We start from the raw sequence: 25,562 nt of genomic DNA on the forward strand, positions 1-25,562 counted from the left end.
CCATGTCACGACCCGGTGACCAGACCGGCTTCGTAGGCGACGATCGCCGCCTGGACCCGGTTCTTCACGCCGAGCCGCAGCAGAACGGCACTGACGTACGCCTTCACGGTCCCCTCGACCAGGTACAGCCGGCCCGCGATCTCAGCGTTCGACAGACCGGCACCGACCAGTCCGAGCACCTCCAGCTCCCGGGGAGTCAGTACGGCGACCTGCTCCTTGGCGGCCGCCGCACGCGCCATCGCACCGCCACCTGCTCCGGCGCTCAGCTCGGCGATCACCCGCTGCGCGACCTTCGGGGACAGGTAGGCAGCGCCCTCGGCTACTGCCTTCAGCCCCGCGATCAGCTCCCGCGGGTCGCCGGACTTCAGCAGGAAGCCGCTCGCGCCGTCGCCGAGCGCACGGGCGATGTAGGCGTCTTCCGAGAATGTCGTGAGGATGACGACCGCCGTGTCCGGGACGGTCCGCCGGATCTCTGCCCCGGCAGCCAGTCCGTCCATCCGCGGCATCCGGATGTCCAGTACGGCGACGTCCGGCCGGTGCCGACGTACCGCTTCGACGGCCTCCACGCCGTCGGCTGCCTCGGCAACGACCTCGATCTCGTCGTCGGTGCCGAGGATCGCGCGGACACCGGCCCGCACCATCGCCTCGTCGTCGGCGAGCATCACCCTGATCATCCGTTGCCTTCCGGGGTCGGTGGGACAGAACCACTTTGTACGACGGCCTTGGCGACCAAAGCGCCGTTCGCGAAGCACAGGCGGTAGACGTAGTTGCTGGAGAACGGCGCGGCCGGCCGGTAGTACCTGCAGCTCCAGCCCGCCGGTGGCTGGTACCCCTCCCCCGGCGCGTCGATCATCTGCATCCGCGGCAGCACTTTCGCCACGTCCGCTTCGGGCTGGCCGATGGTGAGTGCGTCGTACTGCGCAGGTCGCAGGATCGCGCTGTAGCCGGCGACGAGGTAGTAGCCGAGGGCAACCGTGCCGACCAGCGCACCTAGTAGTACCGGCGCGGCAATGGCAGTGATCAGGCCACGCTGTGCGCTCCGTCGTACCGTGGCTCGCTCAACCGCGGCAGTCGGCGGCTCCGGTCGGCCACCCGCGCGCGGCATCGTGGCAGTGACCTGGAAACCACCACCTGGTCGTGCAGCTGCAGTGAACGAGCCGCCAGCGAGCCGGACGCGTTCACGCAGGCCGTCGAGGCCGCGCCCGCCTGACGGCGCAGCCACTGGCTGGCTCGCTCCGGTGTCCAGAACCTCTACCTGTACGTCGTCCTCGAGTGTGGTCACGCTGACTGTCACGGACGCGCCAGGTGCGTGTTTGCTCGCGTTCGTCAACGACTCCTGCACCACGCGGTGCACAGCACGGTCCACCATCGGTGCCAGTACGCCGTCGACGTCCTCGGTCAGCTGCACCGCCAGACCGGACGCAGCAGCCCGGTCCACCAACGCACGTACGGTTTCGTCGTGCGGCACGGTCGGTGCGTCCTGGTCACGCAGTACGCCGACGATTTCGCCGAGCCGCTCCGTCGCAGTGGCGGCTGACTCGCGTAGCTCGCCCGCAGCGCGGCGGTGCTCCTCCGGCAGGGACGGGTCGAGCTCGAGGGCTGCCGCGCGCAGTGCGATCAGGCTGAGCTCGTGACCGACCGAATCGTGCATGTCCTCGGCGATCCGGGACCTCTCGCGCAGGCGCTCCTGGTCGATCTCCATCTGCTGCTCGCGCTCGATCCGCTCGGCGCGCTCCCAGCCAGCCGTTGCCAGCAAGGCCTGCTGCGCCCGGTAGCGGCCGATCAGCCACGGCAGCACGACCAGGAGTAGTGCGAGCAGGAGCAGCAGGAGCCACGTCAACACCGCTTCTGTCGCCTGAGCTCCCCGGCGCATCGTCAGGGCGAGCAGAAGCATCCCGAGCAGCGACCAGCTGCACAGCAGGACGAAGTGCTTGAGCTGCGTCTCCCGTCGTCCGGCCAGGTAGCTCAGCAGGCTGATCGCCGGTACCAGGGCAATCTGCACGCCGTTCGTCGTACCGAGCGCGAAGGCGAGGACGACGATCTCCGTCCATGCCACGACCCCGAGGGCCACCAGAGGCCACCTGCGTCGCCCGAAGACCGCAAACGCCAGTACGGCGAGGCAGACAGCGCGGAACCAGTACGGGTCGTGCCGTGCACCGCTCTCTGCGAGCACCAGGAAACTCAACGCGGCCCACAGACCCACGTCCCCCAGGCGCCGCCACTTCATGACGTAGACGCTACACAGCCGCACTGCGCGCGCCGTACTGCCGAAAGTCAGGTCTGCGCGTCGATCAGCTCGAACGGAACGTATGACAGGTTCGGCACCTGCTCGCTGCGCAGCTGTGCCAGTAGTAGGTCCACGGCACGTCGGCCCATCTCCGTCTGGTTCTGCCGGACGTGCAGGTATGGCGGTCCGCCGATGGAGTCACCCGGTGAGTCGAAGCACGCCACCACATGGTCGCCGCCGCCCAGCGCCCGGTCGACCATACGGGCCAGGTTGTACTCACAGGCGAAATACGCCGTCACCTCGGGTCTCTGGTCACGGAACACCCGGATGGCATCCATGTCCGCCCGGACGCTCTCGGTGCTGGTCGACCCGGGCAGCGTGCTGCGCAGATTGATCAGCTCGTGCGGCTGACCGCGCTCAGCGAAGGCGGACCGGAAGCCCTCGAGGCGATCCTCGATGGAGGACGTGTTCACCGGTGGCGGCGACACGAATGCGATGTGTTCGTGCCCCTGGTCCAGCAGCCGCTCCGTGAGTGCCCGAGCGGCGGCGACGTTGTCGGTCAGGACGGCGGACACCGGGATACCGGAGAGATGACGGTCGACCAGGACCACGGGGAAGCCGTCGAGCACCTGCCGCAACAGGCTGGCGTTGTAGAAGTCGCCGTACACCGGGAACACGATCAGACCGTCCACTGTGGCCACCAGCGAGTCGACAGCTTTCTCCTCGTCGGTCTGACGCCCATGGGTACGCCGTACCACCAGATGTGCGCCATGCTCCGCGCAACGCTCCTCGATGGTGTTGAGGAGGTCCAGCCCGAACGCCTCCGACATGGACGGCACGATGTACGCGATCGACAGCGCGTCACGCCGTGGGTTCGAACGGAGCGGGACGGTCAGATCGGTCAGGTCCGGCAACCGGCGTACGACGAACGTCCCCTTGCCCCGGACGCGCTCCACCAGACCGGCTTCCCGCAGTACCTCCAAGGCGCGCTTGGACGTGATCCGGCTGACCGCGAACTGCGCCGCCAGCTCCATCTCGGACGGCACCCGGTCCCCCGGCCGCAACGCGCCCCGGCGGAGCTGCTCCAGCACGTGAGCACAGATCCGCTCGTACAGCAGTGCCACAGCGCCTACCCCTCGGAGGTTCCGGTTGACATATCCAATCATCCCGCAAACTGTCGGCGCGGTGGTGGAGGTCGGCCCGACGGCCAGATCGCTCGCCTGTTGAACTAGTCGCGGCCCCGTTCGGCTGACACCATGCCGCCATGACCCGCCCACCGGTGCCTGCGTTCGCCGTACGGCCTGTGACGACCGTCGCGTTGATCGTCGGTGCGGTGCTGACCGCGCTGTCCGGACGCTACGGCTACCACCGCGACGAGCTGTACTTCATGGTCGCCGGGCGGCATCTCAGCTGGGGGTACGTCGACCAGCCGCCGCTGACGCCGTTCCTCGCGCGTGTCTCGACGGCTGCCTTCGGCGACACCGTGATGGGTCTGCGCGTGCTGTCTACGCTGAGCACCGTCGCCACGATCATCGTGGTCGCGCTGATCGCGCGGGAGTTCGGCAGCGAGCGGCGCGGACAGATCCTGGCCGCGGTCTGCGCCGCGGTGTCCGGCTTCGTACTCGGCGTCGGGCATTTGGTCTCCACGGCGACGTACGACTTGCTTGCCTGGATGCTGATCGGTTTGTTCGCGGTGAAGCTGCTGCGGACGGGCGACGGCCGCTGGTGGCTCGCGCTGGGGCTGACGGCCGGGATCGCGTTGGAGAACAAGTACCTCGTCGTGCTGCCGATCGGCGCGCTGCTCATCTCGCTTCTGATCGTGGGACCGCGTGGGGTGCTGCGGTCCTGGTGGCTGGTCGCGGGTGTCGCGGTCGCGGGGCTGATCGCGTTGCCGAACGTGCTGTGGCAGTTCCAGCACGATTGGCCACAGCTCACGGTTGCCAGCGGCATCAGCCAGGACGACGGCACCGAGAACCGGATCATGTTCGTTCCGCTCCAGCTCTTGCAGCTGTCACCGTTTCTGGTTCCTGTGTGGGTGGCCGGGTTCCGTCGGATCTGGCGTGAGCTCCGCTGGGCTCGATCCGTCGCGCTGGCGTATCCGGTGTTGTGCGTCGTCGTGCTCGTGTCTGGCGGGAAGTCGTACTACGCGTTGCCGCTGCTGCTCGTCCTGGTGGCCGCAGGTTGTGAGCCCACGCTGCGCTGGGTCGATCGTCATCGGGCCCAGGCTGTCGTCGGTCTCGTGCTGACTGCCGTGACGTCTGCCGTCTTCACCCTGCCGGTCCTGCCCGCGTCAGCAGCCGACTTCGTCATCCCGGTGAACAAGGAGCAGGGCGAGCAGATCGGGTGGCCTGCGTTCGCCGCGTCGGTCGCGAATGCCTGGAGCCAGATCCCGTCCGCGGAGCGATCGACGGCGACTCTCTTCACCGGCAACTACGGCGAGGCCGGAGCGCTCGTGCGCCACGGGCCTGCGCTCGGCCTGCCAGCGCCGTACTCCTCGCACATGAGCTTCTGGGACTGGGCGCGGCCGCCTGACACCAACACCGGCCCGGTGCTGCTCGTCGAGATCGAACGGAACCCGGGCTTCGAGTCGTACTTCCGGGACTGCAAGCAGGTCGGCACGGTCGACAGCATCGTCTCGAACGACGAGGACGGCACCGCCTTGGTCCTGTGCACCGGGCCCGGTGAGCCGTGGTCCACCTTGTGGCCGAAGATCCGGCAGTTCTATTGATCCCCTTACGGTTGGACGATGCCCGACCTTGCTGACCTACCTGCTGGGCTTCTGTTTCTGCGCGACGACCGGGTCGGCAAGCGGTGGCATGTGAACCTGCCCGCCTTCCGGCTGGCCCGGTACCCGATGACGCGGGGCAGCCTGCCGCTCACGGGCGTGAGCTGGTACGACGCGGTTGCCTTGTGCAACCAGTTGTCGTCGGACGCCGGCCTGCCGCTCGCCTACACGATCGCGGGCGAGCAGGTCGATTGGGACCAGTCCTCCCCCGGCTACCGGCTGCCCACCGAGGCCGAGTGGCAGTACGCGTGCACCGCAGGCACACCCGGCTATCGGTACGGTCCGCTCGACGAGATCGCCTGGTACGCCGAGAACTCCGACGGCCACGCGCATCCCGTCGGGCAGCGAACTCCGAACGCGTGGGGGCTGCACGACATGCTCGGCAACGTGTGGGAGTGGTGCTGGGATCTGTACGACCCGGAGTCCTACGGCTCGTACCGCATCTTCCGCGGCGGCGGCTTCGCCGACGAAGAGCGCTCTCTCGGCTCCACGGTCCGCCGCCGATCACACCCGACCTTCGCGATCGAGGACCTCGGCTTCCGGATCGCGCAGTCAGTCCTCGACTGACGGTCTGAGGGCGAGCTTGCCGACGGTGGCGCGGGCCTCGAGCTCGGCCACGGCCTTCGGACCGTCTGCGAGTTCGTAGACGGTCGGGCGGCCGGGTGGGTACGCGCCGGCTTTGATCAGTTCGTCCAGCTCTTCGAGGACCTCAGCGAACAGTTCGGGCGCATGCTGGATCGTGGTGGTCAGGTGCTGGCCGATCACGTGCACGGGATGCTTGAAGTTGAGCTCCCAGTTGCTGATCGACGATTCACCGGCCGCCGCCCCGATCACGACGACCTTCCCAGTCACCCGGCGCGCAACCTCGACACTCTGCCGGAACGTGTCACCGCCAACGGATTCGAGCACGATGTCGACACCACGCCCGCCCGTCAACCGACGTACCTCGGCGACCAGATCCGGACCCCGGTAGTCGATCACGTGATCCGCGCCAAGCCGCCGTACGACGTCATGCTTCGACGCGGACGCCGTGGCGATCACCGTTGCGCCGTAGTGCTTGGCGATCCGCACCGCGGCCTGCCCGACACCGCCGGCGGCCGCGTGGATCAGCACGATGTCGCCAGCGGTCAGGCGTCCGAGGGGCCGGAGAGACGCGAGAGCGGTTGCCCAGTTCAGAACCAGGCCGAGCGCTTCGTCGTCGTTCCAGCCGGCCGGCACAGGTACGACGGAGTTCGCGGGCATCAGCATGTACTCCGCGAACGCACCGGCGCCCGTGCCGATGACGTGGTCGCCGAGGGCCACGTTCGTCACGCCCTCCCCCAGGGCGACGACTTCTCCGGCTGCCTCGAAGCCCGCGAGGTACGGCGGCTTCGGACCGCCGTCGTACGTGCCTCGCGTCTGCATCACGTCGGCGAAGTTCACCCCGGCGGCACCAACTTTCACGAGGACCTCCCCCGGCCCAGCAACCGGCACGGCGACGTCCACGAGCCGCATCGCACCCGGACCGTCCAACGAAGCCTGTTCCAGCGCCCGCACGACCTTCACCACCCTCAGATTGTTTGATGCTGATCGTACATCTGTTTGCCCGCTATCGAACTCCTTCCCGAAAATCCGTCGCCTTACGACGACGTCCGCGGCTAGCTTGCCGGGATGGAGCTGCCACTCATCACCCGCAGGCTGGCTCTCCGCTGGCCGATCGAGTCCGACTTCCAGACCCTCGTCGAGCTCTGGACCGACCCCCGCGTCGCCCGCTTCATGGACGACTTCGGCCCTCGCGACGAACAGGCCGTCCGCGAATGGCTGGACCTCCACAGCACCGCCGCCACCCAAGACGGCACCCACCTCCAACTGATCCTCACCCGCCGAACCGACGCCACCCCCGTCGGCTGGCTAGGCCTGGGCGTCAGCGACGACCCCACCGCCGACTGGAGCTTCGGCTACGCCATCCACCCCACCCACCGCTCCAACGGCTACGCCACCGAGGCCCTAACCGCCGCGCTAACCCACCTGGACGTAACAGTCTGGGGCGAATGCCACCCAACCAACGACGCCTCAGCCCACGTAATGCAATCCGCCGGCATGCAAGAACTAACCCCCACCACCAACCGCCGCTTCCGCCACCCCGCCCCCACCCCCTAGCCCCCGTGGCGAGTGACGCACGACCCCACCCCGCGCCGACGGGCTGCGCGGCAAGCGGAGCGCAGCCGCACAAATGACGAAGGCGAGCCGGTTCGCGCTTTCCGCGAACACGACTCGCCTATCGGCTTCGTGGACGATACTGGGATCGAACCAGTGACCTCTTCCGTGTCAGGGAAGCGCGCTACCGCTGCGCCAATCGTCCAAGGGAACCTGTTGGGGTTCTCGAGGTGGAGACGGGATTCGAACCCGTGTACACGGCTTTGCAGGCCGTTGCCTCGCCTCTCGGCCACTCCACCACTGAGAAAGCTGGCCTGCCGAACCCTCTCCGAGCGGACGACCGGGTTCGAACCGGCGACCTCAACCTTGGCAAGGTTGCGCTCTACCAACTGAGCTACGTCCGCAGTGCGACCGGTTTTCGATGTCCCCGACGCGAGAAGAACATTAGCCCATCTCCGCCGGAGTTCAAAAACCGGGGTCCCCGGTACGTCGACGTACCGTCATCAACTGCTCACCTTCGGACTCCCGCGCGGGCCGGGATCACCTGCGCACTAAGGTGTTCCGCGGAAGGAGCACCACATGCGTATCTGGCTCAACGGCGCCTTGCTCGACGACGAGGCGACGGTCTCGCCGCTGGACCACGGGCTGACCACCGGTGACGGCGTTTTCGAGACGATCAAGATCGAGAGCGGCCGCCCGTTCGCAGTACGGCGGCATCTTGAGCGGCTCGTCCGCTCGGCGGTCGGACTCGGCCTCCCGGCGCCGGACGTCGCCGCGATCGAGGCGGGTATCGACGCGGTGGTCGCGGCCGATCCTGATATCCCGTTCGGGCGGCTCCGGATCACGTACACGGGCGGTGTCTCGCCGCTGTCGTCGGACCGCGGTACGTCGGGCCCGACCGTCGTGATCGCGACGCAGGAGATCAAGCGCCCGTCACCCGTGTCCGCGATCGTCACCGTCCCGTGGGTGCGCAACGAACGCAGCGCAGTCGCCGGCCTCAAGACCACGTCGTACGCCGAGAACGTCCGCGCCCTCGCCTACGCGAAGGAGCGCGGCGGCAGTGAGGCGATCTTCGCCAACACGATCGGCAACCTCAGCGAAGGCACCGGCTCGAACATCTTCTGCGTGTACGACGGTGAACTCGTCACGCCGACCCTCGAGTCGGGCGCACTGGCCGGCGTAACCCGCGGACTCGTCCTCGAATGGTTCGGCGGCGTCGAGCGCGACGTACCCCTGGAGCAGCTCTTCGAGGCGGAGGAGATCTTCCTCACATCCACAACCCGTGACGTCCAGGCCATCCAGCGTGTCGACAACCGCGACCTCCCCGCCCCCGGCACCATCACCGCCCAGGTAGCCAAAATCTTCACCGAACGCTCCACCGAAAACCCCAACCCATAATGGCCGCCCTTTCCGGAACATAACTGCCACCAGACGCACAAAAGGTTCCGGAAAGAACTCCGCCCCGCGCCAACCCGACCCTCCGGCGCCACAACACGACCACCGAGCGGGCCGCCAAGCCCGCTCCAACGCGAGGGGATATCCCCTCGCGTTGGGGCTTCTCCCCTCGTACACCAGCAGAGAACCCCCAACGGCAGGGGATATCCGTCCGCGTTGTCAGGCGACGCCGACCAGGTCGCCGGCAGGCGCGCGCCGTGCTGGATGAGCCGGATAGGCGGTCGGCTGGTGTGCTCTGGCGCGTGTTGCGCCGGTTGGGGTTACTCGCCGGAGGCTTTGCGGCGTTCGCGGTAGGCGGCTACGTGCAAGCGGTTGCCGCAGGTGCGGGCGTCGCAGTAGCGCTTGGAGCGGTTGCGGGACAGGTCGATCAGGGCGTCGTCGCAGTCCGGCGCCTCGCATCTGCGGAGGCGTTCCCGTTCGCCTGCCGAAATCACCTGGGCAAGCGCGATCCCGCACTCCACCGTGATCCGGCACGCCAGCGACGCGCCCGCGCGGGAGTAGTGGATGTGCCACGGGTGCCCGTCGTGGTTGGTCAGCCGCGGAGTCGACGTACCGCGCGCGATGATCGCGTTGATCATCGTCGCCGCGGACGCGTCGGAATCCGTGGTGAACACCGGCGCGAACAACGGCCGCAGATCACGCACCTCGGCCAGGTCCTTGTCCGACAGCGTGTCGACCGCGCTGAACTCCCGTTCCTGGACGAACTTCTCCAGTTCCTCCAGGGTCTCCAGCGAATCGACCTGGCTGTTCGGCCCGGGCAGCGTGTTGACGAGCCGGACCAGCGTCCCGAGCGCCTGCTCGGTGTCGTGCGAGAAAGTCACAATCACGTCTCCAACGTGACGGGGTCTCCGTCCTGCAGCAAGAGTAGCCCGGCCCGATTAGATCGTCGCTTCATCATGCGCTATGGTTTCACCCGCAACACCACACAAGAAACATCAGCACCACCCCGGGCGATTGGCGCAGTGGTAGCGCGCTTCGTTCACACCGAAGAGGTCACTGGTTCGAACCCAGTATCGCCCACGAAGCCGATAGGCGAGGTGTGTCGCGCAGTTCCTGCGCTGACCGCCTCGCCTTCGTCATTTGTGCGGCTGCGCTTCGCTTGCCGCGCGGCGGGGGCTCCGCCACCCGCACCCCCTGTGCGCCTTCGCTTCGCTCGGCTCCGGGGGTCGGGTTGGGCAGTTCGCTCGCCAGTGCGGGTCGGGTTCGTACGTCGCTCACCACATCCCCAACCGGCCCGTCGGTGGGTGCCTTTCGCTTCGGTTGGGTGCGGGGGTTAGGCGTTGTCTAGGTGGGTTATCAGGTCTGCTTCGAGATGTAGGTCTGCGGCGGCTAGGGCTTCTTCTAGTTGGGGGATTGTGGAGGCGCCTATTAGGGGGACTGCGCCGTGGTGGATCAGCCAGGCTAGGACTACCTGGTTTGGGGTTGCGTTGAGGTCTTGGGCTGTTTGGCGGAGGGTTTCGTAGCGGGCGTAGGCCGTTGGGTGCGCGTAGCCGCGTTGGGGCCAGAAGGGGCGGTCCGGGCGTACGTAGGAGCCTCCTAGGAGGGACTGGTACGCGACCAGGGTTAGGTCTGGGTTCTCTGACAGGTAGTCCCAGTGTTCGATGCCGGCGTGTTGGAAGTGTGGGGTGCCGTGGCGTTGGACGCCTTGTAGTGCGGGGGGATTCGGCCAGAGGTAGCTCGAGTGCTGCTGGATTACGGAGTACGGCGTGACTCCCTGAGCGAGCGCACTCTGGCGTGCTCGGTCTAGGCGCCAGGTGGCGGTGTTGCTGCAGCCGACGAGGTCCACGACGCCGTCCGTGGCGAGTTGGCCGAAGGCGGTGACGGTTTCGTCCAGCGGCGTACTGCGGTCGTCGATGTGTGCGTAGTACAAGTCGATCCGGTCGACGCCGAGGCGGGCGAGGCTTCCCTTGACTGCTGACGCGACGGTCGATGCGCTCAGGCCCTCCCAATGCGCGTCGCCTGGATCGCCCGGGACAGTCGTTCGGGCGCCGCACTTGGTCGCGATCACGAGGGAGTCGCGGTTGCCGCGGGAGCGCATCCACTGGCCGAGCAGTTCCTCGCTCTCACCGCCGTGGCCGACCCATTGGTTGTAGTTGTTCGACGTATCGATGAACGTTCCACCGGCCGCCACGAATCGGTCGAGAATCGCGAAAGCGGTGTCCGCGGGTGTCGATGTACCGAAGTTCATCGCACCCAGACACAAAGGACTGACGGTCCGGCGGTTCCCCAGAGACCCCATGCCCCCACCTTGCCTGCTGGACCGCACTCCAGGTCAACACCAGGGCACAATGGCGCGATGACAAGAGAACCGGGTGAGGTTGCGCGGGAGTGGCAGGAGGCCGACGAGGCCGGCGACACCGAGCGTGTCGGCCAACTCGTCCGCGAGCTCACTGAACTCGTGCCGGACTCCTTCGGCGCCTGGTTCGAGGCTGCCATGCACTCGAAGGCACGCTGCGAGTGGACGGACGCCGCCGAGCGGAATCGGCGGGCGATGGCGCTGTTCTCCGATCAGGAGCGGCAGGAGTTCGAGGGCGCGAACCCGGCCGCCTGGAACCTCGGGATCGCCGCCACCGCGCTCGCTGACTGGGAGACCGCGCGATGGGCGTGGTCCGAGTACGGCATCGGCATGATCGAACCCGGTCAGGGACCCATCGACCAGGACTTCGGCCTGACGCCGATCCGGGTCAACCCGGACCGGCCGAGTCTTCGGCACCAGGTGGTTCCGGAGTACGGCGACACCGAGGTCGTCTGGTGCTGGCGCCGCAGTCCCGCGCACGCGGTGATCTCGAGCGTGCCGCTGCCCGAGTCCGGTCATCGCTTCCGCGACGTCGTACTGCACGACGGCGAACCGAAGGGCGAACGGGAGTTCGGCGGCCGGCAGCTGGCAGTCTTCGACGAGCTCGCGCGGCTCCAGGACTCCGGGCTGGCGACCTGGCAGGCGCAAGTGGTCGGCGCCGAGACCGAGGACGTCCACGTGCTCGCCGACCTCGCCGGACCTGCGGGCCTCGGCGTCGACAACTGGTCGGGCATCAGGGTGATGTGCTCCGACTGCTCGCACGGTTCGCCGGACGCACACGACCACGCACCTGCCCCGACGGACGCGGCCATGCTCGGCCTGGCCGGCTCCGAAGCCGAGCTGCGGTCCTGCCTCGACAACTGGACGGCGCAGCGGCCGCATCTCACGATGTCGGAGCTGACGTTCCTCTGGTGAGTCAGACGACCCAGGTGCCGTTGTCCATCAGTACGCGGTCCTTGAGTTCGTTGACCTCGCGCCAGGCCTGGATCCTGGTCGGGGTGACGCGGAAGAACGGGTAGTTCGGCAGCGGACGCGGGTCGAATCCGGCCTTCGCCGCGAACGCCGCACCCTCGGCCTCCGACACCTCCACAACCGAGACCGTGCCGGCCACGTGGATCACGTCGCGCACCTCCCCCAGCGTCAGCTGTACGACGGGATTCGCCAGCAGGTTCCGCGCCGTCGGGTTGGTCCGCGACGTCGACAGCAGCAAGGTGCCGTCGCTCCACAAGAACGAGAGCGGCATCAGGTACGGCGTACCGTCGAGCGACGCCGTCGACACCCAGGCGTCGACGTCCTTCTCCAAACGGTTCAGCGTGTCCTGCTTGCGGACCTCCAACGGGCGGGCCTCGGCCGTCATCGCTCACTCCCCTGTCACATGTGGTGCTCGTACTCCGTCAATCGGATGACGGCGCTCGGCCGGTCCGTGTGACAGTTCAACATATGAAGGATGTGATCCGGATGGGCGGCGACGACTGGCTCGCGACGCGGTTCGAGCAGAACCGGGACCGGCTGCGGGCGGTCGCGTACCGGATCCTGGGCTCCGAGCCCGAGGCCGAGGACGCGGTCCAGGAGACCTGGATCCGCCTCAGTCGCAGCGATACCGCGACGATCGACAACCTGGGCGGCTGGCTGACGACCGTGGTCGGGCGGATCTGCCTGGACATGCTGCGGACCCGGCGCGGGCGGCCTGAGCTACCGGTCGGCGACCACTCCCCGGTCCTCGCGGACGACGTCGTCCCGGATCCCGAACTCGAAGCGATACAGGCCGATTCGGTCGGGCTGGCACTGCTAGTGGTTCTCGAGACGCTGTCGCCGGCCGAGCGCCTCGCGTTCGTGCTGCACGACCTGTTCGCCGTACCGTTCGAGGACATCGCGCCGATCATCGGCAAGTCCCCCGCCGCCGCGCGCCAGATCGCCAGCCGGGCGCGACGACGGGTCCGCGGTACGCCGGAACCGACCGAGGTCGACGTGGTGCGGCAGAAGGAAGTCGTCACCGCGTTCCTCGCCGCGGCACGTGGTGCGGACTTCTCCGGGCTGCTCCAGGTGCTGGATCCGGAGGTCGTCGTACGTTCGGATGCGGGAGCCGCGGCGTACGGCGGACCGGCGGCCCACGCACTCGCGGGTGCTGCGCGCGTCGCGCAGGAGTTCTCCGGCCGGGCGGCCGCGGCGAAGCTGGTGCTCGTCGACGGAATGCCTGGCCTGGTGTGGATGCGGCGCGGCGAACCGGTGGTTGTGTTCTCTTTCACCGTGGTCGACGGGCGTGTCGCCGCGATCGATCTCCGGGCCGATCCGGAGTACCTCGAAAACGTCGATCTGGTGTCGCTGAAGGGGTGACCGGACGGCGTGGCGAGTGGACAGAATCGATGGGACTCGTGTGACGGATGAGGTGCGATTCAGGCTCGTCGCGACCCGGTGAAATCGGGTTTTTGTCCGGGCGGAAAGTGCGCTACTGTTCTGCTCTCGCACCGAGCGGAAACGCGACGGAGCGCAGTGCGGACGTAGCTCAGTTGGTAGAGCGCAACCTTGCCAAGGTTGAGGTCGCCGGTTCGAACCCGGTCGTCCGCTCGGAGAAGATTCGGCAGGCCACCGTCCTCAGTGGCGGAACGGCCACACGGTGGAGTGGCCGAGAGGCGAGGCAACGGCCTGCAAAGCCGTGTACACGGGTTCGAATCCCGTCTCCACCTCGAGGACGATTGGCGCAGCGGTAGCGCGCTTCCCTGACACGGAAGAGGTCACTGGTTCGATCCCAGTATCGTCCACGAAGCCGATAGGCGAGGTGTGTCGCGCAGTTCCTGCGCTGACCGCCTCGCCTTCGTCATTTGTGCGGCTGCGCTTCGCTTGCCGCGCGGCGGGGGCTCCGCCACCCGCACCCCCTGTGCGCCTTCGCTTCGCTCGGCTCCGGGGGTCGGGTGGGGCAGTCCGCTCGGCTGCGGTGGTTGGGTTCAGCTGCGGCTCTGGGCCGCGACCGCTAGCAGGAGTACTGCGGCGCCTAGCAGTGCTAGCGGGGTGAGGTGTTCGTGAAAGGCGAGGACGCCGATCGCTGCGGCTACTACTGGTTCTAGCAGTGCTAGGACTGCTGCTGTTGAGGCTTTGAGGGTTCTTAGGCCGGCGTAGAAGAGGGTGTAGGCGACGGCTGTGGGGACCAGGCCGAAGTACGCGATCAGTAGCCAGCCGGTGAGGGTGGTGGGTAGTGCGGCGAAGGGTGCTAGGAACACGGCGCCTGTGGTGAAGCCTAGGAGTGCGGTGGTTAGGGGGTCTGGTGTGTTGCGGTTCAGGAGGGTTGTGAGGGAGTAGCCGGCGGCTGATATGACGGCTGCTGCGATGCCGGTGAGGTTGGCTGTGCCGTTGGTGGTGGACAGGAGGATCAGGCCGGCTATGGCAGCGAAGAGGGCTGGGGTGAGCCGTTCGCGGGCGGCGAGGGTGATGAAGATCGGGGCTGCTCCCAGGGCGATCACGGTGGCTATGCCGACGCCGACGCGTGGGATCGCGGTGAAGTAGCCGAGTTGGCACACGGCCAGACCCAAGCCGCTCAACACGTGGCGGAGCGGGCTAGCCGCCAGCACTGGCCGGAGCCGGCCGGCCGTTAGTGCGGGTCGGCGAGAGGCGAGGTGTACGGCTAGGCGGGCGGTGGCGAGCCACGTGGCGGCTGCGGCTAGGCGCCAGAAGGATGTGGCCAGGGGTGTGAGGCCGGCGTACTGGGACAGGAGGGCGCCGGTCGGGCCGCCGGTGCCCCAGGCGAGGGCGGCGAGAACGACGTAGACGAGGGCACGCCTCGTCGAGAGACGATGATGCATCGGACACTCCGGGAAGGTGTTCGCAACGAATGGTCGGGGCGTCTGCGAACAGCCCGAAGAAGCCCAGGCCGGAAGACCTGAGCGCGAGGATGCCGTCCGCTAAGCGGCGGCCGGCGGAGTGATGATGCGATGCACGAAGAGGACCCTAGCCAGTCCCCCGGCGTCGAGCGAACGGATTTACATCCGCAGGTACGAGCCGCCGTTGAAGTCGAGGACGGTCCCAGTGGCGAACTCGGCCTCGGGCGACGCCAGGTACAGGATCGCGGCCGCGACCTCGGACGGGTCGGCCACGCGTTCGAGCGGGCTCTCCAGCCGGCGCCGGTCGTATCCCTCGCCGGCCAGGTTCACCGCGGCCATGTCGGTGACGGTCCAGCCCGGCGCGATCGCGGTCACCGCGATGCCCTCCGGCCCCAACGCCCGCGCCAGTGACTGCGTGAACGAGACGATCGCCGCCTTCGAGGCGCCGTACGCGGGCTGGTTCGGCTCGCCGCGGAACGCGCCGCGCGACGACACGTTCACGATCCGGCCGCCGCGCGCCATGTGCCGCACCGCGCACCACGTGACGTTGGACGGACCAACGAGATTCACCGCGAGCGTGTCCGCCCACGCCTGCTGCCATTCGGCGTACGTCGTCTCGCGGATCCGGTGCGGGTGATACACGCCGGCGTTGTTCACGAGTACGTCGATACTCCCCAGCGCCGTGGCGGCGTCCGACACCATCGCCTCGATCGCGGCCGGATCCGCCAGATCCGCCTGCACCGTCAGATGCCCTGAGCCCGGGAGCTCCTTCAGCACCTGCGCCGCGGCGTCCGCGGAGGCGCTGTAATGGATCGCCACCCGGTCGCCCGCGGCAGCGAACGCCCGCGCCGCCGCCGCACCGATCCCCCGCGAAGCCCCCGTCACCAGCACCGATCGGTTCATACGACCGATCCTGCCATCAACGGCACAGCATCACGGTCGCGGCCTGTGGTCGCGGCGGTAGGACTTGCTGGCGCGGACCCATTCCTTCTTCGCCTCGGTCCGGAGCCGGATGTCCGCGCGACGGGCCATGTACGCCGCCTCGCGCTGCAGCTTCACCCAGCTCTCGTAGCGCCGGTACGGCAGCGACCCGTCCTCCAATGCCGCCCGTACCGCGCACTCTGGCTCCATCACGTGCGAGCAGTCCGTGAACTTGCACTGCGCTGCCAACGCCGTGATGTCCGGGAACGCCGCGGCCAGGCCCTCCCCGCTCTCCTGCAGACCGATCCCCCGCAGCCCAGGCGTGTCGATCACGACCCCGCCCTGAGGCAGCGCGATCAGCTCGCGCCGTACCGAGGTATGCCGGCCCTTCCCGTCCTCACGGATGTCCTGCACGTCCAGCAGTTCCACACCCGCCAGCGCGTTCACCAGCGACGACTTGCCCGCGCCACTCGAACCTAGCAACGCTAGCGTCGCGTTCCCGTCCAGCAGCGCCCGTACGTCGTCCATACCCGCGCCCGTGGTCGCGCTGCACACCAGTACGTCGGCACCCGGCGCAGCGACCGCGACGTCCTCGGCCACCGACTCGGCGTCCCCGACGAGGTCGGACTTCGTCAGTACGACGACCGGCCGCGCACCGCTCTCCCAGGCCAACGCCAGGAATCGCTCGATCCGCACGATGTTCGGCTCCGGGACGAGCCCGACGACGATTGCGATCACGTCGACGTTGGACGCGAGCACCTGCCCGCGCGACGAGCCGCCGACCTCGGCCCGGACGATCGTCGTACGGCGAGGCAGCACCGATTCGAGCGTGATCCGGTCGTCCGGCCAGAACCGCAGGACGACCCAGTCCCCTGTGCAGGGGCCGGCCTGCGCGTCGGCGGCCATCTCGGCGAGCAGCGCTCCGGACCAGCTGGCGCGGACCGGACCGTCCTCGGTGAGAACCGTCGCCAGGCCCTTGTCGACCCGGGCGACGCGTCCCGGGACGAGGTCCTCCGGGACGGACTGCAGAAACTCGGCCGTGGAACTGTCGAGTCCCAGGGCCTGAAGCGTGGCTGACATGCGGCGAACCTTTCAGAGGGTCCGGCCGCGAGATCAGCTCAGCGGACGGACGGTGCGGGAGACAACGGCCCAGTAGGCCTCTTGCAAGCTCATGGCAGGTGCCTCCCTTCCGAATCCCAGCGGTCCCGAGCCGGAACCGTGTGTCGCGATGCCGTCAGCCTAGGTCGTCGGTGTCCCCCTGCGCACCGGATTTTCCGACCGACGCGGGCTTCCGCGAAGCCTCAGGCTCAACTTGAGCTTCAGGCTCACGCTCAGGTCCAGGCGCAGCCGAGGGAGCAGCCTTCCGGGGCCGCTTGGCGAGCCTCTCCACCTTCCGCCCGACAGCCGCCTCCGGCCGCTCCTCCGACTCCACGGGCGTCGGCACGTAGCCGTCCACGTGGTGCGGATCCGGCTCCGCCTTCATCACCGGCTCGACCTCGTCCTCGTCGCCAGGCTCCACCTCGACCTCGGCCTGCTTCACCTCCGCGACGTGCTGCTTGTGCGGCCACAGCCGGTCAACGACCGCGTTCAGCGCCGCACCGATCAGTACGGCGATGGCGGTCATGTAGAGCCACATCAGTACGGCGATCGGCGCCGCCAGCGGGCCGTAGATCGACGTACCGCCGACCGTGCTCTGCAGGATCCACCGGAGCACGAAGCTGCCGAGGATCCAGATCGACAGCGCGAGGAACGACCCGGGGAGGTCCGAGACCCACGGCGTACGGATCGGGACCGAGAGGTGGTACAGGGTGTTCAAGAAGCCCGCGGACAGGATCGTGACCACCGGCCAGTACAGCTGGTTCAGGAAGTCCAGCCGGTGCGGCAGCAGGGCGTCGACCGCGTCGGGGCCGGCCAGCACCAGCGGCAGGACGATCACGCCGATCACCAGTGCCGCGCAGTACAGCGAGAACGACAGCGCGCGGGTGCGGACGATGCCGCGCTTGCCGCCCATCCCGTACATGATCGTGATGGTGTCCACGAACACGTTCAGCGCGCGGCTGCCGGACCACAGCGCCAGCACGAAACCGATCGAGATGACGTCCGGGCGGCCGCCGTTCAGCACCTGGTCCAGCGTCGGCGCGATGACGTTCTTGATCGAGTCGTCGGTCAGCGCCCGGGCGGCCAGGTCGACGATCTGCTGCTTGATGTCGTTGATCGTCTCGACCTCGAACCACTTGCTCGCGATGTAACCGAGCGAACCGGCCAGCCCGAAGATCAGTGGCGGCAGCGAGAGGATCGCGAAGAACGCCCCCTCGGCCGCGAGTCCGGTGACCCGGTAGCGCAGACAGACCCCGATCGTCTGGGTGAGCAGCTTCCAGGTCGTCGCGGGGATCCTGCGAACCCATGCCAATGAGAGGGAGCTCCCACCAGTGGGTCCTGCCCCAGAACGTGCCATACCGCTTACCGTACTGACATGGCGGACCCATTCGCGGTAACGAATCAGGCTCCCCCACTGCGGGGCGTGAACTTCTTCACCCGGGACCCGGCCCTCGGTGACGCTCTGCGTCCGTACGCCGACCTCGCCGACGATCCCGGTCTGCACCGGATCGGGGAGCTCGCGGGATCCGAGGAAGCGCTCTCTCACGTTCTCCCGGCGAACCAGAACCCGCCGGTGCTGCGCACCCACGACCGCTACGGGAACCGGATCGACGAGGTCGAGTTCCACCCGTCGTGGCACTGGCTGATGGAGCAGGCCGTCGGGTTCGGGCTGCAGGCGGCGCCGTGGACCAGCGAGCGCCCGTCGCCGCACCTGACCCGCGCGGCCGGGTTCTTCCTGTGGTCGCAGGTCGAGCCGGGCCACGGCTGCCCGATCTCGATGACGTACGCCGCAGTGCCGGCGCTCAAGGCGGACGCGCAACTCGCGAAGGAGTGGGTCCCGCAGCTCGCCGCCACGCAGTACGACGTACGCCGGCTGCCCGCTGCGGCCAAGAACGGTGTCCTCGCCGGGATGGGAATGACCGAGAAGCAGGGCGGTTCCGACGTACGGGCGAATCTCACGACGGCGACGCCCGCCGGCGATGTGTACCAGCTGAACGGGCACAAGTGGTTCTGCTCGGCGCCGCAGGTGGACGTGTTCCTGGTACTGGCGCAGGCGCCGGACGGGCTGAGCTGCTTCGTCGTACCGCGGGTTCTTGCCGACGGCAACCGGAACCCGTTCGCGTTGCAGCGGCTGAAGGACAAGCTCGGCAACCGCTCGAACGCGTCGTCCGAGGTCGAGTTCCACGGCACCATCGGATATCGGTTGGGCGAGGAAGGCACCGGCGTACGCACGATCATCGAGATGGTGGCCGCGACCCGGCTGGACTGCGTGCTCGGCTCGGCGGCGCTCCAACGACGGGCCCTGGTCGAGGCGATCTGGCACACGCAGCACCGCGCGGCGTTCGGCGGCCTGCTCGCCGACAAGCCCGCGATGCAGAACGTGCTGGCAGACCTGGCGATCGAGAGCGAGGCAGCAACAGCCCTGGGCATGCGCCTCGCCGCAGCAGTTGACGCGTCGCTCGCGGGCGACGAACGGCAGGCCGCGTTCCGGCGGATTGCCCTGCCGCTCGCGAAGTTCTGGGTGTGCAAGCGGACGCCGTTCATGGTGGCGGAGGCGCTGGAATGCCTCGGCGGCAACGGGTACGTCGAGGAGTCCGGGCTGCCGCTGCTCTACCGGGAGTCGCCACTGAACTCGATCTGGGAAGGATCGGGCAACGTCAACGCACTCGACGTACTGCGTGCGCTCCGCCGCCCGGAGTCGCTCGAGGCGTGGCTGCTCGAGGTCGGCTCGGTCCAGGGTGCCGATGCGCGGCTCGATGCGGCGGTCAACGACGTACTGCAAGCGCTTGCTGATATCGAGAACGCCGAGGCCGGGGCGCGGCGACTGGCTGCGCGGATGGCCCTGTGCCTGCAGGCGTCGCTGCTGATCCGGAACTCGACGCCGGAGGTCGCGGACGCGTTCGTGGCGTCCCGGCTGGCCGGCGACTGGGGCGGTGTGTTCGGGACGCTCCCGCGGACTACGCCGTTCGAGCAGATCGTCAGCCGCGCGATAGGGTGACTGTGCCTTTCTTTTGGCAGTCGCGACTGGCGCGCTGAAGGTGGAGAACCACCGGGGAGCGAAACCCGTCGGCACCGTGCGCCTGGGTGCCTTCGACCCACTGCAACCGCAGGAGAGACAACGATGACTCAATCCTTCGACGCTGCCGCCGCGTCGGCCGCGTACAACAACGCGCTGCAGGTGATCGCCGCGGTGGAACCCACCATCGCCGGCGCGATCAAGGCCGAACTCGCCGACCAGCGGTCCTCGCTGAAGCTGATCGCGAGCGAGAACTACGCCTCCCCCGCCACCCTGCTCACGATGGGCAACTGGCTGTCGGACAAGTACGCCGAGGGCACCATCGGGCACCGCTTCTACGCCGGCTGCCAGAACGTCGACACCGTCGAGCAGACCGCCGCCGACCACGCCCGTGAGCTGTTCGGCGCCCCGCACGCGTACGTCCAGCCGCACTCCGGCATCGACGCGAACCTGGTCGCGTTCTGGGCGATCCTGGCGCAGCGGATCGAGTCCCCGGCGCTGGCCGAGGCGGGCGCGAAGCACGTCAACGACCTGTCCGACGAGGACTGGACCAAGCTCCGCAAGGCGCTCGGCGACCAGAAGATGCTCGGCATGTCGCTGGACGCCGGCGGTCACCTGACGCACGGGTTCCGGCCGAACATCTCCGGCAAGATGTTCAACCAGCACTCCTACGGCACCGACCCGGAGACCGGGCTGCTGGACTACGACAAGGTCGCCGCGACCGCGCGCGAGTTCAAGCCGCTGATCCTGATCGCCGGCTACTCGGCGTACCCGCGCAAGGTGAACTTCGCCAAGATGCGCGAGATCGCCGACGAGGTCGGCGCGACCCTGATGGTCGACATGGCGCACTTCGCCGGCCTGGTCGCGGGCAAGGTGTTCACCGGCGACTTCGACCCGGTCCCGCACGCGCACGTCACCACGACCACGACCCACAAGTCGCTGCGCGGCCCGCGCGGCGGCATGGTGCTCTGCCAGCCGGAGTACGCCGACGCCGTCGACCGCGGTTGCCCGATGGTCCTCGGCGGCCCGCTCAGCCAGACGATGGCGGCGAAGGCAGTCGCGCTGGCCGAGGCGCGGCAGCCCTCGTTCCAGGACTACGCGCAGTCCGTCGCCGACAACGCGGTCACACTGGCCGAGGGCCTGATGAAGCGCGGCGTGAAGCTGGTGACGGACGGCACCGAGAACCACCTGGTGCTGCTGGACGTCTCGTCGTACGGCATCACCGGCCGGCAGGCCGAGTCGGCGCTGCTCGACGCGGGCATCGTCACCAACCGGAACGCCGTACCGCGGGACCCGAACGGCGCCTGGTACACGTCCGGTGTCCGGATCGGTACGCCGGCCCTCACCACGCGCGGCTTCGGCGGCGACGAGTTCGACCGGGTCGCGGAACTGATCGTCGACGTCCTGTCCGCGACGACGCCGACCACGACCGCGGCAGGCGCCCCGTCCAAGGCGAAGTACGTCCTGGCCGACGGCGTCGCCGACAAGACCAAGGCCGCCTCGGCCGAGATGCTCGACAAGTTCCCCCTCTACCCGGGCCTCGTGCTCAACTGACACACCTCACAGCGCCCGCTCCTCGATTCGGGGAGCGGGCGCTGTGCTGTCTGGTCAGGCGTCCTGCTTGACGCCCATCAGGGCCTCCTGCGAGGGCTTCTTGGCTCGCGCGGGCATCAGGACGGCGGCGAGGATCGCACCGGCGACGGCGATGCCGGCCGAGACCCACATCGTCGTGTTGAGGCTGTTGATGAAGGCGTCCCGGACGTTGTTCAGCAGCGCCGGCGAACCTGCCTTCTCGGCCACCGCGAGCCCACCGGCCAGGCTCTTCTCCACCGCGTCGGCCGCCTGCGCGGGCAAGCCGCTGGTGTCGACGTTGTGCCGGTAGACCGAGTTCAGGATGGTGCCGAGTACGGCGACGCCGACCGTGCCGCCGACCTGCCGGAACGCCTGCAACAAGCCTGATCCGGTGCCGGCCCGCTCCGGGTCGAGCACGCCCAGCGCGGCATTCATTGCCTGCGGCATCGAGCACCCGAGGCCGAAGCCGACCACGGCGAACCAGGTCGCGGTGTAGCCGTACCCGGTGCCGAGATCGGTGAATGCGCCGAGCACGAATCCGGCCGCCATCACCGCGAACCCGGTCATCACCACCAGCCGCGTACCGGCCTTCGCCTCCACCGGCTCGGCCAGCTTCGCGCCGACCGTCATACCGCCGATGAACGGCAGCAACTTGAGACCGGTGTGCAGCGCGTCCGACCCGTTGATGCCCTGGAAGTACTGCGGCATCGTGAACAGCAACCCGAAGATCGCGAACACGGACACCGTCAGAATCACGGCGCCACCGGTGAACACCCGCTCGCTGAACAGCCGCAGCTCGATCAACGGTTCGCTGTTGCGCCGCTGCCACACCAGGAACCCGGCGATCAGTACGACGGCCAGCCCGAGGAACACGATCGTGACGGCGTCGCCCCACGACGACTCCCCCGCCTTGGTCACGCCGTACACGAGGGCCGCGAGACCGGCGCTCGACAGGATCATGCCGAGCCAGTCGATCGCCGGGCGGTTCGCGCTCCGGCTCTCCGGCACGAGCAGCGTGACCGCTAGCGCTGCCAGGAACGCGATCGGGACGTTGATCACGAAGATCCACTGCCAGCCGGCGTGGTCGAGCAGCAGACCGCCGACGATCGGGCCGAGCGGCATACCGATGCTGTTGGCGACGACGAAGAACCCGATCGCCTTCTTCCGCTCCTCCGCGGTGCGGAACAGCACGGCGATCAGCGAGAGCGCGACCGGGACGATCATCGCCGCGCCGATCCCGAGGAACGCGCGGGCGGCGATCAGCTGGCCGGCCGAGTCCGCCAGCGCGCAGGCCAGGGACGCGAGGCCGAACAGGGAGAGCGCTATCGCGATGATCTTGCGCCGCCCGTACCGGTCGCCGAGCAGACCGGCCGGCAACAGCAGCGCGGCGAGCACCAGGTTGTAGCTGTTCGCCATCCACTGCAACTGGCTGGTGGACGCCTCCAGGTCCTTGGCCAGCGTCGGCAGCGCGACGTTGAGCACGGTGGTGTCCAGACCGAGCACGAGCACGGCGAGACACAGTGCGATGAGCACACCGAAGCGGCGGGCGCCGGTCAGCGTCTGCCCTCCGGTATCGATGGTCGAGGTCATGAATTCAAATTATCAGAAGTCTGTGATAGTTGCGATAGATCAAATTACTGTAAGCTTCAACCGTGGGTGAGGAACCGAGCCGGGAGGCCGTCAGCCAGTTCGTCGAGCGCTTCGCGGGGGTGCTGGCGAACAGCGGCGTACCGACGATGTCGGCTCGGGTGATGGGCGCGATGCTCGTCAGCCCGAACGGGACGCTGACCGCGGCCGAGCTCGCCGAGTTGCTGCAGATCAGTCAGCCGGCCGTGTCCGGCGCCGTACGCCAACTGCTCCAGGTCTCGTTCATCTCCCGCGAGCGACTGCCGGGATCTCGCAAGGACCACTACCGGATCCGCGAGGACGTCTTCGCCGCGATCCTGGAACGCCGCAACCTCGCACTCACCGAATGGGAATCGACCAGCCGCTCCGGCGCGTCCCTGTTCGGCGAGGATTCCCCCGTCGGCCAACGGCTCACCGAAGCCGCCGACTTCTTCGCCTTCATCCACGCCGACATGGACCTCATGATCAAGAACTGGCGCGCGGAACACCCGGGATGAACCGCCGCGAGGCCAGCCGACTCGTCGGTACGGCGTGGTTGGACAGCGACTACCGAACCGAGTGGGAGACACGCGTGATGCGCCGGCGCGTCCCGCTCTACCGCGTCGGAATCGCCGCCCTGCGTGCGCTGAACGCCGTGACAGGCGGACCGAACCGGCCGTCGCTGAAGGTGACCCGGTGGGACCGGGTCGGGCCGCACGGCGGAACCTTCGTGATGGACAAGCTCGAGACGATGACCGGGCGGACCGATCATCCGGTCACCTCCCGCGAGGAGCTGCGCGCCCGTACCTCGTTCGCGTCCCGGCTGGCTCGGGCCGTGTCCGCGGACGAGTGGCCGCAGATCATCGCCGAGTACGAACGGCGCCGGCGGGGTGAGCGACCGCAGTACCGGTATGTCGGGCATCGGCCGCTGAACGCGACGTCGCACGCGCTGATGGACGAGGCGTGGGTACGGGGCGAGCTGCCGACGGATGAGTACCGGGCCTGGAACGTGCTGAAGCACGAGGACGAGGGGGCGTTCTACAGCGAGTTCTTCACCGACGGCGGCGCGCGGGGCTATCCCGGCGGCGAGACGAATCCCGGCTTCCGGCGCGGGCGGATCATGTTCGACGTCGGTTGGCGGGAGAAGGCGTCGCTGGCGGGTGAGCTCCACGTACTCCGTCGCAGCCGGCTCCTCCGCGCGAAGGAGCTGGTCAAGTTCCTCCGCACCGAGCTCAAGGAAGCTGTCCGGCCGCCCGTATCGTCCCCGGCGAAAGCCCAGTCGACGCAAACCCCCACGGGCCAGGACGTCTACACCCCGCCAGTTGTTGCCGCGATCGCCGACTTCACCAAACCCGAGGACCTGCGCTCCTCCACCGCCCGCGGCGAAACCACGCCGGATCGCAAGCGCGCCGCTGCGATCGACGTAGCGAACACCGTCGCGAAGGCGCTACCGCCGCCTGTCAATCGCATGACGGCGGCGGACAACGGACAGCTGGTCGGGGAAGGTCGGTCAGGACCTGGCGAGCGACCGCCAGGGCAACCTCGTCCCTCCCATGCGGCGCAACAATCTGCGCGCCCACCGGCAGCCCGTCCGCCAGTCCCGCCGGAACGGTCACCGCGGGATGCCCAGTCACGTTGAAGACCCAGCACGGATCTCCGGTGACGATGGTCTCCTCGTGCTGGTCGTAGCCGTGGGCAACTGTCAGCGTCGTTGGCGTTACCAGCGCATCGACCCCGGCGAAGAGGTCGGCGAGCGCTGTGTTGTTGAAGTCCCGAACCTCCCGCGCGCGGTTGGCTGCTCCCGCCTCCGCACCCCGCCCGTTGTCCAGCCCCGACAACACCGGCCACGCCTCATCCGTCGGCGCAAGCTCCAGCGGTACGTCGACCACCTCGACCCCACACGCCGACAGCCGCTCCCGCACCACCCGATCCACGTCATCATCCGCAGCCCACCGCCCGAGCGTCGAGAAATACGCAACCCGCCACCGCCGCCCGACCGTCCCGCGCTCGGTTGGGATGGGCCAGTGGGGTAGGGCTGTGGGGTCTAGGCGGTGGGGGCCGCTGGCGATGCTGGTGGCGAGGATTACGTCGTCTAGGTCTGCGCCGATCACGCCGGCCGTGGTCAGTCCGCCGAGGGTGCGTCCGCCCGGGCGCGGGATGCGACCGTACGTGCCCTTGAAGCCGACGATCCCGCAGAACGCTGCCGGGATGCGCAACGAACCGCCGCTGTCACCACCGGTCGCCAGCGGTACGACGCCTGCCGCGACGGCCGCCGCACCACCCGCGGTCGAGCCGCCGGGTGACCGCTCCAGATCCCACGGGTTCCGCGTGTACTCGCGCCCGTTCCACCCGAACGTCAGCGAGATCGCACCCGGCCGCGCCCGCGTCGCCCAACCGATCGGGATGGCACCAGCGGCGATCAGCCGGGTCAGGATCGGCGACTCAGGCGGCGTACGCGCCTTGATCAGAAACGGTACGCCGGCCAACGCCCCGCCCGGCTCCACCCGCTCGGCGGCCCGACGTGCCCCATCAGCGTCCAGTTCGTCCAAGAAATGCAGCACCGGATCAAGCTCCCGAGCCGCCCGCAGAGCACCCTCGACGATCTCCAACGCAGACACAGCCCCCGACCGCACCCGCTC

22 protein-coding genes, 7 tRNA genes and 1 riboswitch are annotated in these 25,562 nt (G+C 68.4%); of the genes, 13 read left to right on the plus strand and 16 right to left on the minus strand.

Going from position 1 to position 25,562, the window contains the following annotated elements:
• Positions 1–5: 5 nt before the first annotated feature.
• From ACLJOO_RS37120 to ACLJOO_RS37130, 3 genes are read right to left on the minus strand one after another with little or no spacing between them, the layout of a single operon-like run.
• Positions 6–674 carry a response regulator gene (locus tag ACLJOO_RS37120; RefSeq protein ID WP_410792369.1) on the minus strand — a complete coding sequence of 223 codons (669 nt, stop codon included), beginning with the start codon at positions 672–674 and terminating at the stop codon, positions 6–8.
• A complete protein-coding gene (locus ACLJOO_RS37125) occupies positions 671–2,227 on the minus strand; it encodes a sensor histidine kinase (protein ID WP_410792370.1) in 1,557 nt (518 codons plus the stop codon). Before ACLJOO_RS37125 ends, ACLJOO_RS37120 begins: the two co-directional genes overlap by 4 nt.
• 47 nt (positions 2,228–2,274) lie before the next feature.
• Positions 2,275–3,351, minus strand: coding sequence for a GntR family transcriptional regulator (locus tag ACLJOO_RS37130; RefSeq protein ID WP_410792371.1), 1,077 nt, complete (start codon positions 3,349–3,351; stop codon positions 2,275–2,277).
• Between the two features lie 140 nt (positions 3,352–3,491).
• Here ACLJOO_RS37130 and ACLJOO_RS37135 point away from each other — a divergent pair, with 140 nt between their 5' ends.
• Positions 3,492–4,955, plus strand: a complete 1,464-nt coding sequence (locus ACLJOO_RS37135; RefSeq protein WP_410792372.1) for an ArnT family glycosyltransferase — start codon at positions 3,492–3,494, stop codon at positions 4,953–4,955.
• A gap of 18 nt (positions 4,956–4,973) precedes the next feature.
• Positions 4,974–5,579 carry a formylglycine-generating enzyme family protein gene (locus ACLJOO_RS37140; protein WP_410792373.1) on the plus strand — a complete coding sequence of 202 codons (606 nt, stop codon included), beginning with the start codon at positions 4,974–4,976 and terminating at the stop codon, positions 5,577–5,579.
• Here ACLJOO_RS37140 and ACLJOO_RS37145 read toward each other — a convergent pair.
• Positions 5,565–6,560 (minus strand): NADPH:quinone oxidoreductase family protein, encoded by a 996-nt coding sequence (locus ACLJOO_RS37145; RefSeq protein ID WP_410792374.1) that lies wholly within the window; start codon positions 6,558–6,560, stop codon positions 5,565–5,567. The genes ACLJOO_RS37140 and ACLJOO_RS37145 overlap by 15 nt on opposite strands.
• A 102-nt stretch (positions 6,561–6,662) precedes the next feature.
• On the opposite strand from ACLJOO_RS37145, the gene ACLJOO_RS37150 reads away from it, so the two are divergent.
• On the plus strand, positions 6,663–7,151 hold the full coding sequence (locus tag ACLJOO_RS37150; protein ID WP_410792375.1) for a GNAT family N-acetyltransferase: 489 nt from the start codon (positions 6,663–6,665) through the stop codon (positions 7,149–7,151).
• Positions 7,152–7,281: 130 nt separating this feature from the next.
• Here the strand turns inward: ACLJOO_RS37150 and ACLJOO_RS37155 are convergent.
• The 3 genes from ACLJOO_RS37155 to ACLJOO_RS37165 all read right to left on the minus strand — a co-directional run bounded on the left by ACLJOO_RS37155 (position 7,282) and on the right by ACLJOO_RS37165 (position 7,552).
• Positions 7,282–7,353: transfer RNA gene (locus ACLJOO_RS37155), tRNA-Val, on the minus strand.
• A 23-nt stretch (positions 7,354–7,376) separates the two neighbouring features.
• Positions 7,377–7,447 (minus strand) — tRNA-Cys (locus ACLJOO_RS37160).
• A 32-nt stretch (positions 7,448–7,479) separates the two neighbouring features.
• Positions 7,480–7,552: transfer RNA gene (locus ACLJOO_RS37165), tRNA-Gly, on the minus strand.
• Between the two features lie 175 nt (positions 7,553–7,727).
• Between ACLJOO_RS37165 and ACLJOO_RS37170 the strand changes: the two genes are divergently transcribed.
• On the plus strand, positions 7,728–8,546 hold the full coding sequence (locus ACLJOO_RS37170; RefSeq protein ID WP_410792376.1) for an aminotransferase class IV: 819 nt from the start codon (positions 7,728–7,730) through the stop codon (positions 8,544–8,546).
• A 317-nt stretch (positions 8,547–8,863) separates the two neighbouring features.
• On the opposite strand, the gene ACLJOO_RS37175 is transcribed toward ACLJOO_RS37170, so the two are convergent.
• On the minus strand, positions 8,864–9,430 hold the full coding sequence (locus ACLJOO_RS37175) for a CGNR zinc finger domain-containing protein (RefSeq protein WP_410792377.1): 567 nt from the start codon (positions 9,428–9,430) through the stop codon (positions 8,864–8,866).
• Between the two features lie 121 nt (positions 9,431–9,551).
• On the opposite strand from ACLJOO_RS37175, the gene ACLJOO_RS37180 reads away from it, so the two are divergent.
• A tRNA-Val gene (locus tag ACLJOO_RS37180) sits at positions 9,552–9,623 on the plus strand.
• A gap of 253 nt (positions 9,624–9,876) precedes the next feature.
• Here ACLJOO_RS37180 and ACLJOO_RS37185 read toward each other — a convergent pair.
• Positions 9,877–10,842, minus strand: a complete 966-nt coding sequence (locus ACLJOO_RS37185) for an aldo/keto reductase (protein WP_410792378.1) — start codon at positions 10,840–10,842, stop codon at positions 9,877–9,879.
• 57 nt (positions 10,843–10,899) lie between these two features.
• On the opposite strand from ACLJOO_RS37185, the gene ACLJOO_RS37190 reads away from it, so the two are divergent.
• The gene (locus ACLJOO_RS37190; RefSeq protein WP_410792379.1) at positions 10,900–11,814 is read left to right on the plus strand and encodes a hypothetical protein; all 915 of its coding nucleotides are present in this window, start codon (positions 10,900–10,902) and stop codon (positions 11,812–11,814) included.
• A gap of 1 nt (position 11,815) precedes the next feature.
• On the opposite strand, the gene ACLJOO_RS37195 is transcribed toward ACLJOO_RS37190, so the two are convergent.
• Entirely contained in the window at positions 11,816–12,256 is a 441-nt protein-coding gene (locus tag ACLJOO_RS37195) for a pyridoxamine 5'-phosphate oxidase family protein (RefSeq protein ID WP_410792380.1), read from the minus strand.
• An 83-nt stretch (positions 12,257–12,339) separates the two neighbouring features.
• Between ACLJOO_RS37195 and ACLJOO_RS37200 the strand changes: the two genes are divergently transcribed.
• The 4 genes from ACLJOO_RS37200 (at position 12,340) to ACLJOO_RS37215 (ending at position 13,658) form a co-directional block, all read left to right on the plus strand.
• Entirely contained in the window at positions 12,340–13,233 is an 894-nt protein-coding gene (locus ACLJOO_RS37200; protein WP_410792381.1) for a sigma-70 family RNA polymerase sigma factor, read from the plus strand.
• 158 nt (positions 13,234–13,391) lie between these two features.
• Positions 13,392–13,464: transfer RNA gene (locus ACLJOO_RS37205), tRNA-Gly, on the plus strand.
• 48 nt (positions 13,465–13,512) lie between these two features.
• Positions 13,513–13,583, plus strand: a tRNA-Cys gene (locus tag ACLJOO_RS37210).
• 3 nt (positions 13,584–13,586) lie between these two features.
• Positions 13,587–13,658: transfer RNA gene (locus ACLJOO_RS37215), tRNA-Val, on the plus strand.
• A gap of 183 nt (positions 13,659–13,841) precedes the next feature.
• On the opposite strand, the gene ACLJOO_RS37220 is transcribed toward ACLJOO_RS37215, so the two are convergent.
• The 4 genes from ACLJOO_RS37220 to ACLJOO_RS37235 all read right to left on the minus strand — a co-directional run bounded on the left by ACLJOO_RS37220 (position 13,842) and on the right by ACLJOO_RS37235 (position 18,087).
• Positions 13,842–14,693, minus strand: coding sequence for an EamA family transporter (locus ACLJOO_RS37220; RefSeq protein ID WP_410792382.1), 852 nt, complete (start codon positions 14,691–14,693; stop codon positions 13,842–13,844).
• 177 nt (positions 14,694–14,870) lie between these two features.
• Positions 14,871–15,614: an SDR family NAD(P)-dependent oxidoreductase gene (locus tag ACLJOO_RS37225; protein WP_410792383.1), complete on the minus strand. Its 744-nt coding sequence runs from the start codon at positions 15,612–15,614 to the stop codon at positions 14,871–14,873.
• Positions 15,615–15,644: 30 nt separating this feature from the next.
• Complete coding sequence (gene rsgA / locus ACLJOO_RS37230) at positions 15,645–16,712, minus strand: ribosome small subunit-dependent GTPase A (protein ID WP_410792384.1); 1,068 nt, start codon at positions 16,710–16,712, stop codon at positions 15,645–15,647.
• Positions 16,713–16,866: 154 nt separating this feature from the next.
• Positions 16,867–18,087, minus strand: a complete 1,221-nt coding sequence (locus ACLJOO_RS37235; protein WP_410792385.1) for a YhjD/YihY/BrkB family envelope integrity protein — start codon at positions 18,085–18,087, stop codon at positions 16,867–16,869.
• 18 nt (positions 18,088–18,105) lie between these two features.
• On the opposite strand from ACLJOO_RS37235, the gene ACLJOO_RS37240 reads away from it, so the two are divergent.
• Complete coding sequence (locus ACLJOO_RS37240) at positions 18,106–19,728, plus strand: acyl-CoA dehydrogenase family protein (RefSeq protein WP_410792386.1); 1,623 nt, start codon at positions 18,106–18,108, stop codon at positions 19,726–19,728.
• A 12-nt stretch (positions 19,729–19,740) separates the two neighbouring features.
• Positions 19,741–19,823, plus strand: a riboswitch (ZMP/ZTP riboswitch).
• Between the two features lie 28 nt (positions 19,824–19,851).
• The gene (locus tag ACLJOO_RS37245) at positions 19,852–21,300 is read left to right on the plus strand and encodes a glycine hydroxymethyltransferase (RefSeq protein WP_410792387.1); all 1,449 of its coding nucleotides are present in this window, start codon (positions 19,852–19,854) and stop codon (positions 21,298–21,300) included.
• 54 nt (positions 21,301–21,354) lie between these two features.
• On the opposite strand, the gene ACLJOO_RS37250 is transcribed toward ACLJOO_RS37245, so the two are convergent.
• Positions 21,355–22,908 carry a DHA2 family efflux MFS transporter permease subunit gene (locus ACLJOO_RS37250; protein ID WP_410792388.1) on the minus strand — a complete coding sequence of 518 codons (1,554 nt, stop codon included), beginning with the start codon at positions 22,906–22,908 and terminating at the stop codon, positions 21,355–21,357.
• A gap of 62 nt (positions 22,909–22,970) precedes the next feature.
• On the opposite strand from ACLJOO_RS37250, the gene ACLJOO_RS37255 reads away from it, so the two are divergent.
• Complete coding sequence (locus ACLJOO_RS37255; RefSeq protein WP_410792389.1) at positions 22,971–23,441, plus strand: GbsR/MarR family transcriptional regulator; 471 nt, start codon at positions 22,971–22,973, stop codon at positions 23,439–23,441.
• Between the two features lie 942 nt (positions 23,442–24,383).
• Here ACLJOO_RS37255 and ACLJOO_RS37260 read toward each other — a convergent pair.
• On the minus strand, positions 24,384–25,541 hold the full coding sequence (locus ACLJOO_RS37260) for an amidase (RefSeq protein ID WP_410792390.1): 1,158 nt from the start codon (positions 25,539–25,541) through the stop codon (positions 24,384–24,386).
• Positions 25,542–25,562: the final 21 nt, after the last annotated feature.

It is taken from the genome of Kribbella sp. C-35 (assembly GCF_046549195.1).
GTDB lineage: Bacteria > Actinomycetota > Actinomycetes > Propionibacteriales > Kribbellaceae > Kribbella.

Coding starts and splice junctions, on each gene's coding strand:
- ACLJOO_RS37250 (WP_410792388.1), bottom strand. CDS start 22,908: ATGACCTCGACCATCGATACCGGAGGGCAGACGCTGACCGGCGCCCGC.
- ACLJOO_RS37225 (WP_410792383.1), bottom strand. CDS start 15,614: ATGAACCGATCGGTGCTGGTGACGGGGGCTTCGCGGGGGATCGGTGCG.
- ACLJOO_RS37220 (WP_410792382.1), bottom strand. CDS start 14,693: ATGCATCATCGTCTCTCGACGAGGCGTGCCCTCGTCTACGTCGTTCTC.
- rsgA (WP_410792384.1), bottom strand. CDS start 16,712: ATGTCAGCCACGCTTCAGGCCCTGGGACTCGACAGTTCCACGGCCGAG.
- ACLJOO_RS37195 (WP_410792380.1), bottom strand. CDS start 12,256: ATGACGGCCGAGGCCCGCCCGTTGGAGGTCCGCAAGCAGGACACGCTG.
- ACLJOO_RS37135 (WP_410792372.1), top strand. CDS start 3,492: ATGACCCGCCCACCGGTGCCTGCGTTCGCCGTACGGCCTGTGACGACC.
- ACLJOO_RS37190 (WP_410792379.1), top strand. CDS start 10,900: ATGACAAGAGAACCGGGTGAGGTTGCGCGGGAGTGGCAGGAGGCCGAC.
- ACLJOO_RS37170 (WP_410792376.1), top strand. CDS start 7,728: ATGCGTATCTGGCTCAACGGCGCCTTGCTCGACGACGAGGCGACGGTC.
- ACLJOO_RS37185 (WP_410792378.1), bottom strand. CDS start 10,842: ATGGGGTCTCTGGGGAACCGCCGGACCGTCAGTCCTTTGTGTCTGGGT.
- ACLJOO_RS37200 (WP_410792381.1), top strand. CDS start 12,340: ATGAAGGATGTGATCCGGATGGGCGGCGACGACTGGCTCGCGACGCGG.
- ACLJOO_RS37125 (WP_410792370.1), bottom strand. CDS start 2,227: ATGAAGTGGCGGCGCCTGGGGGACGTGGGTCTGTGGGCCGCGTTGAGT.
- ACLJOO_RS37150 (WP_410792375.1), top strand. CDS start 6,663: ATGGAGCTGCCACTCATCACCCGCAGGCTGGCTCTCCGCTGGCCGATC.
- ACLJOO_RS37140 (WP_410792373.1), top strand. CDS start 4,974: ATGCCCGACCTTGCTGACCTACCTGCTGGGCTTCTGTTTCTGCGCGAC.
- ACLJOO_RS37245 (WP_410792387.1), top strand. CDS start 19,852: ATGACTCAATCCTTCGACGCTGCCGCCGCGTCGGCCGCGTACAACAAC.
- ACLJOO_RS37235 (WP_410792385.1), bottom strand. CDS start 18,087: ATGGCACGTTCTGGGGCAGGACCCACTGGTGGGAGCTCCCTCTCATTG.
- ACLJOO_RS37120 (WP_410792369.1), bottom strand. CDS start 674: ATGATCAGGGTGATGCTCGCCGACGACGAGGCGATGGTGCGGGCCGGT.
- ACLJOO_RS37240 (WP_410792386.1), top strand. CDS start 18,106: ATGGCGGACCCATTCGCGGTAACGAATCAGGCTCCCCCACTGCGGGGC.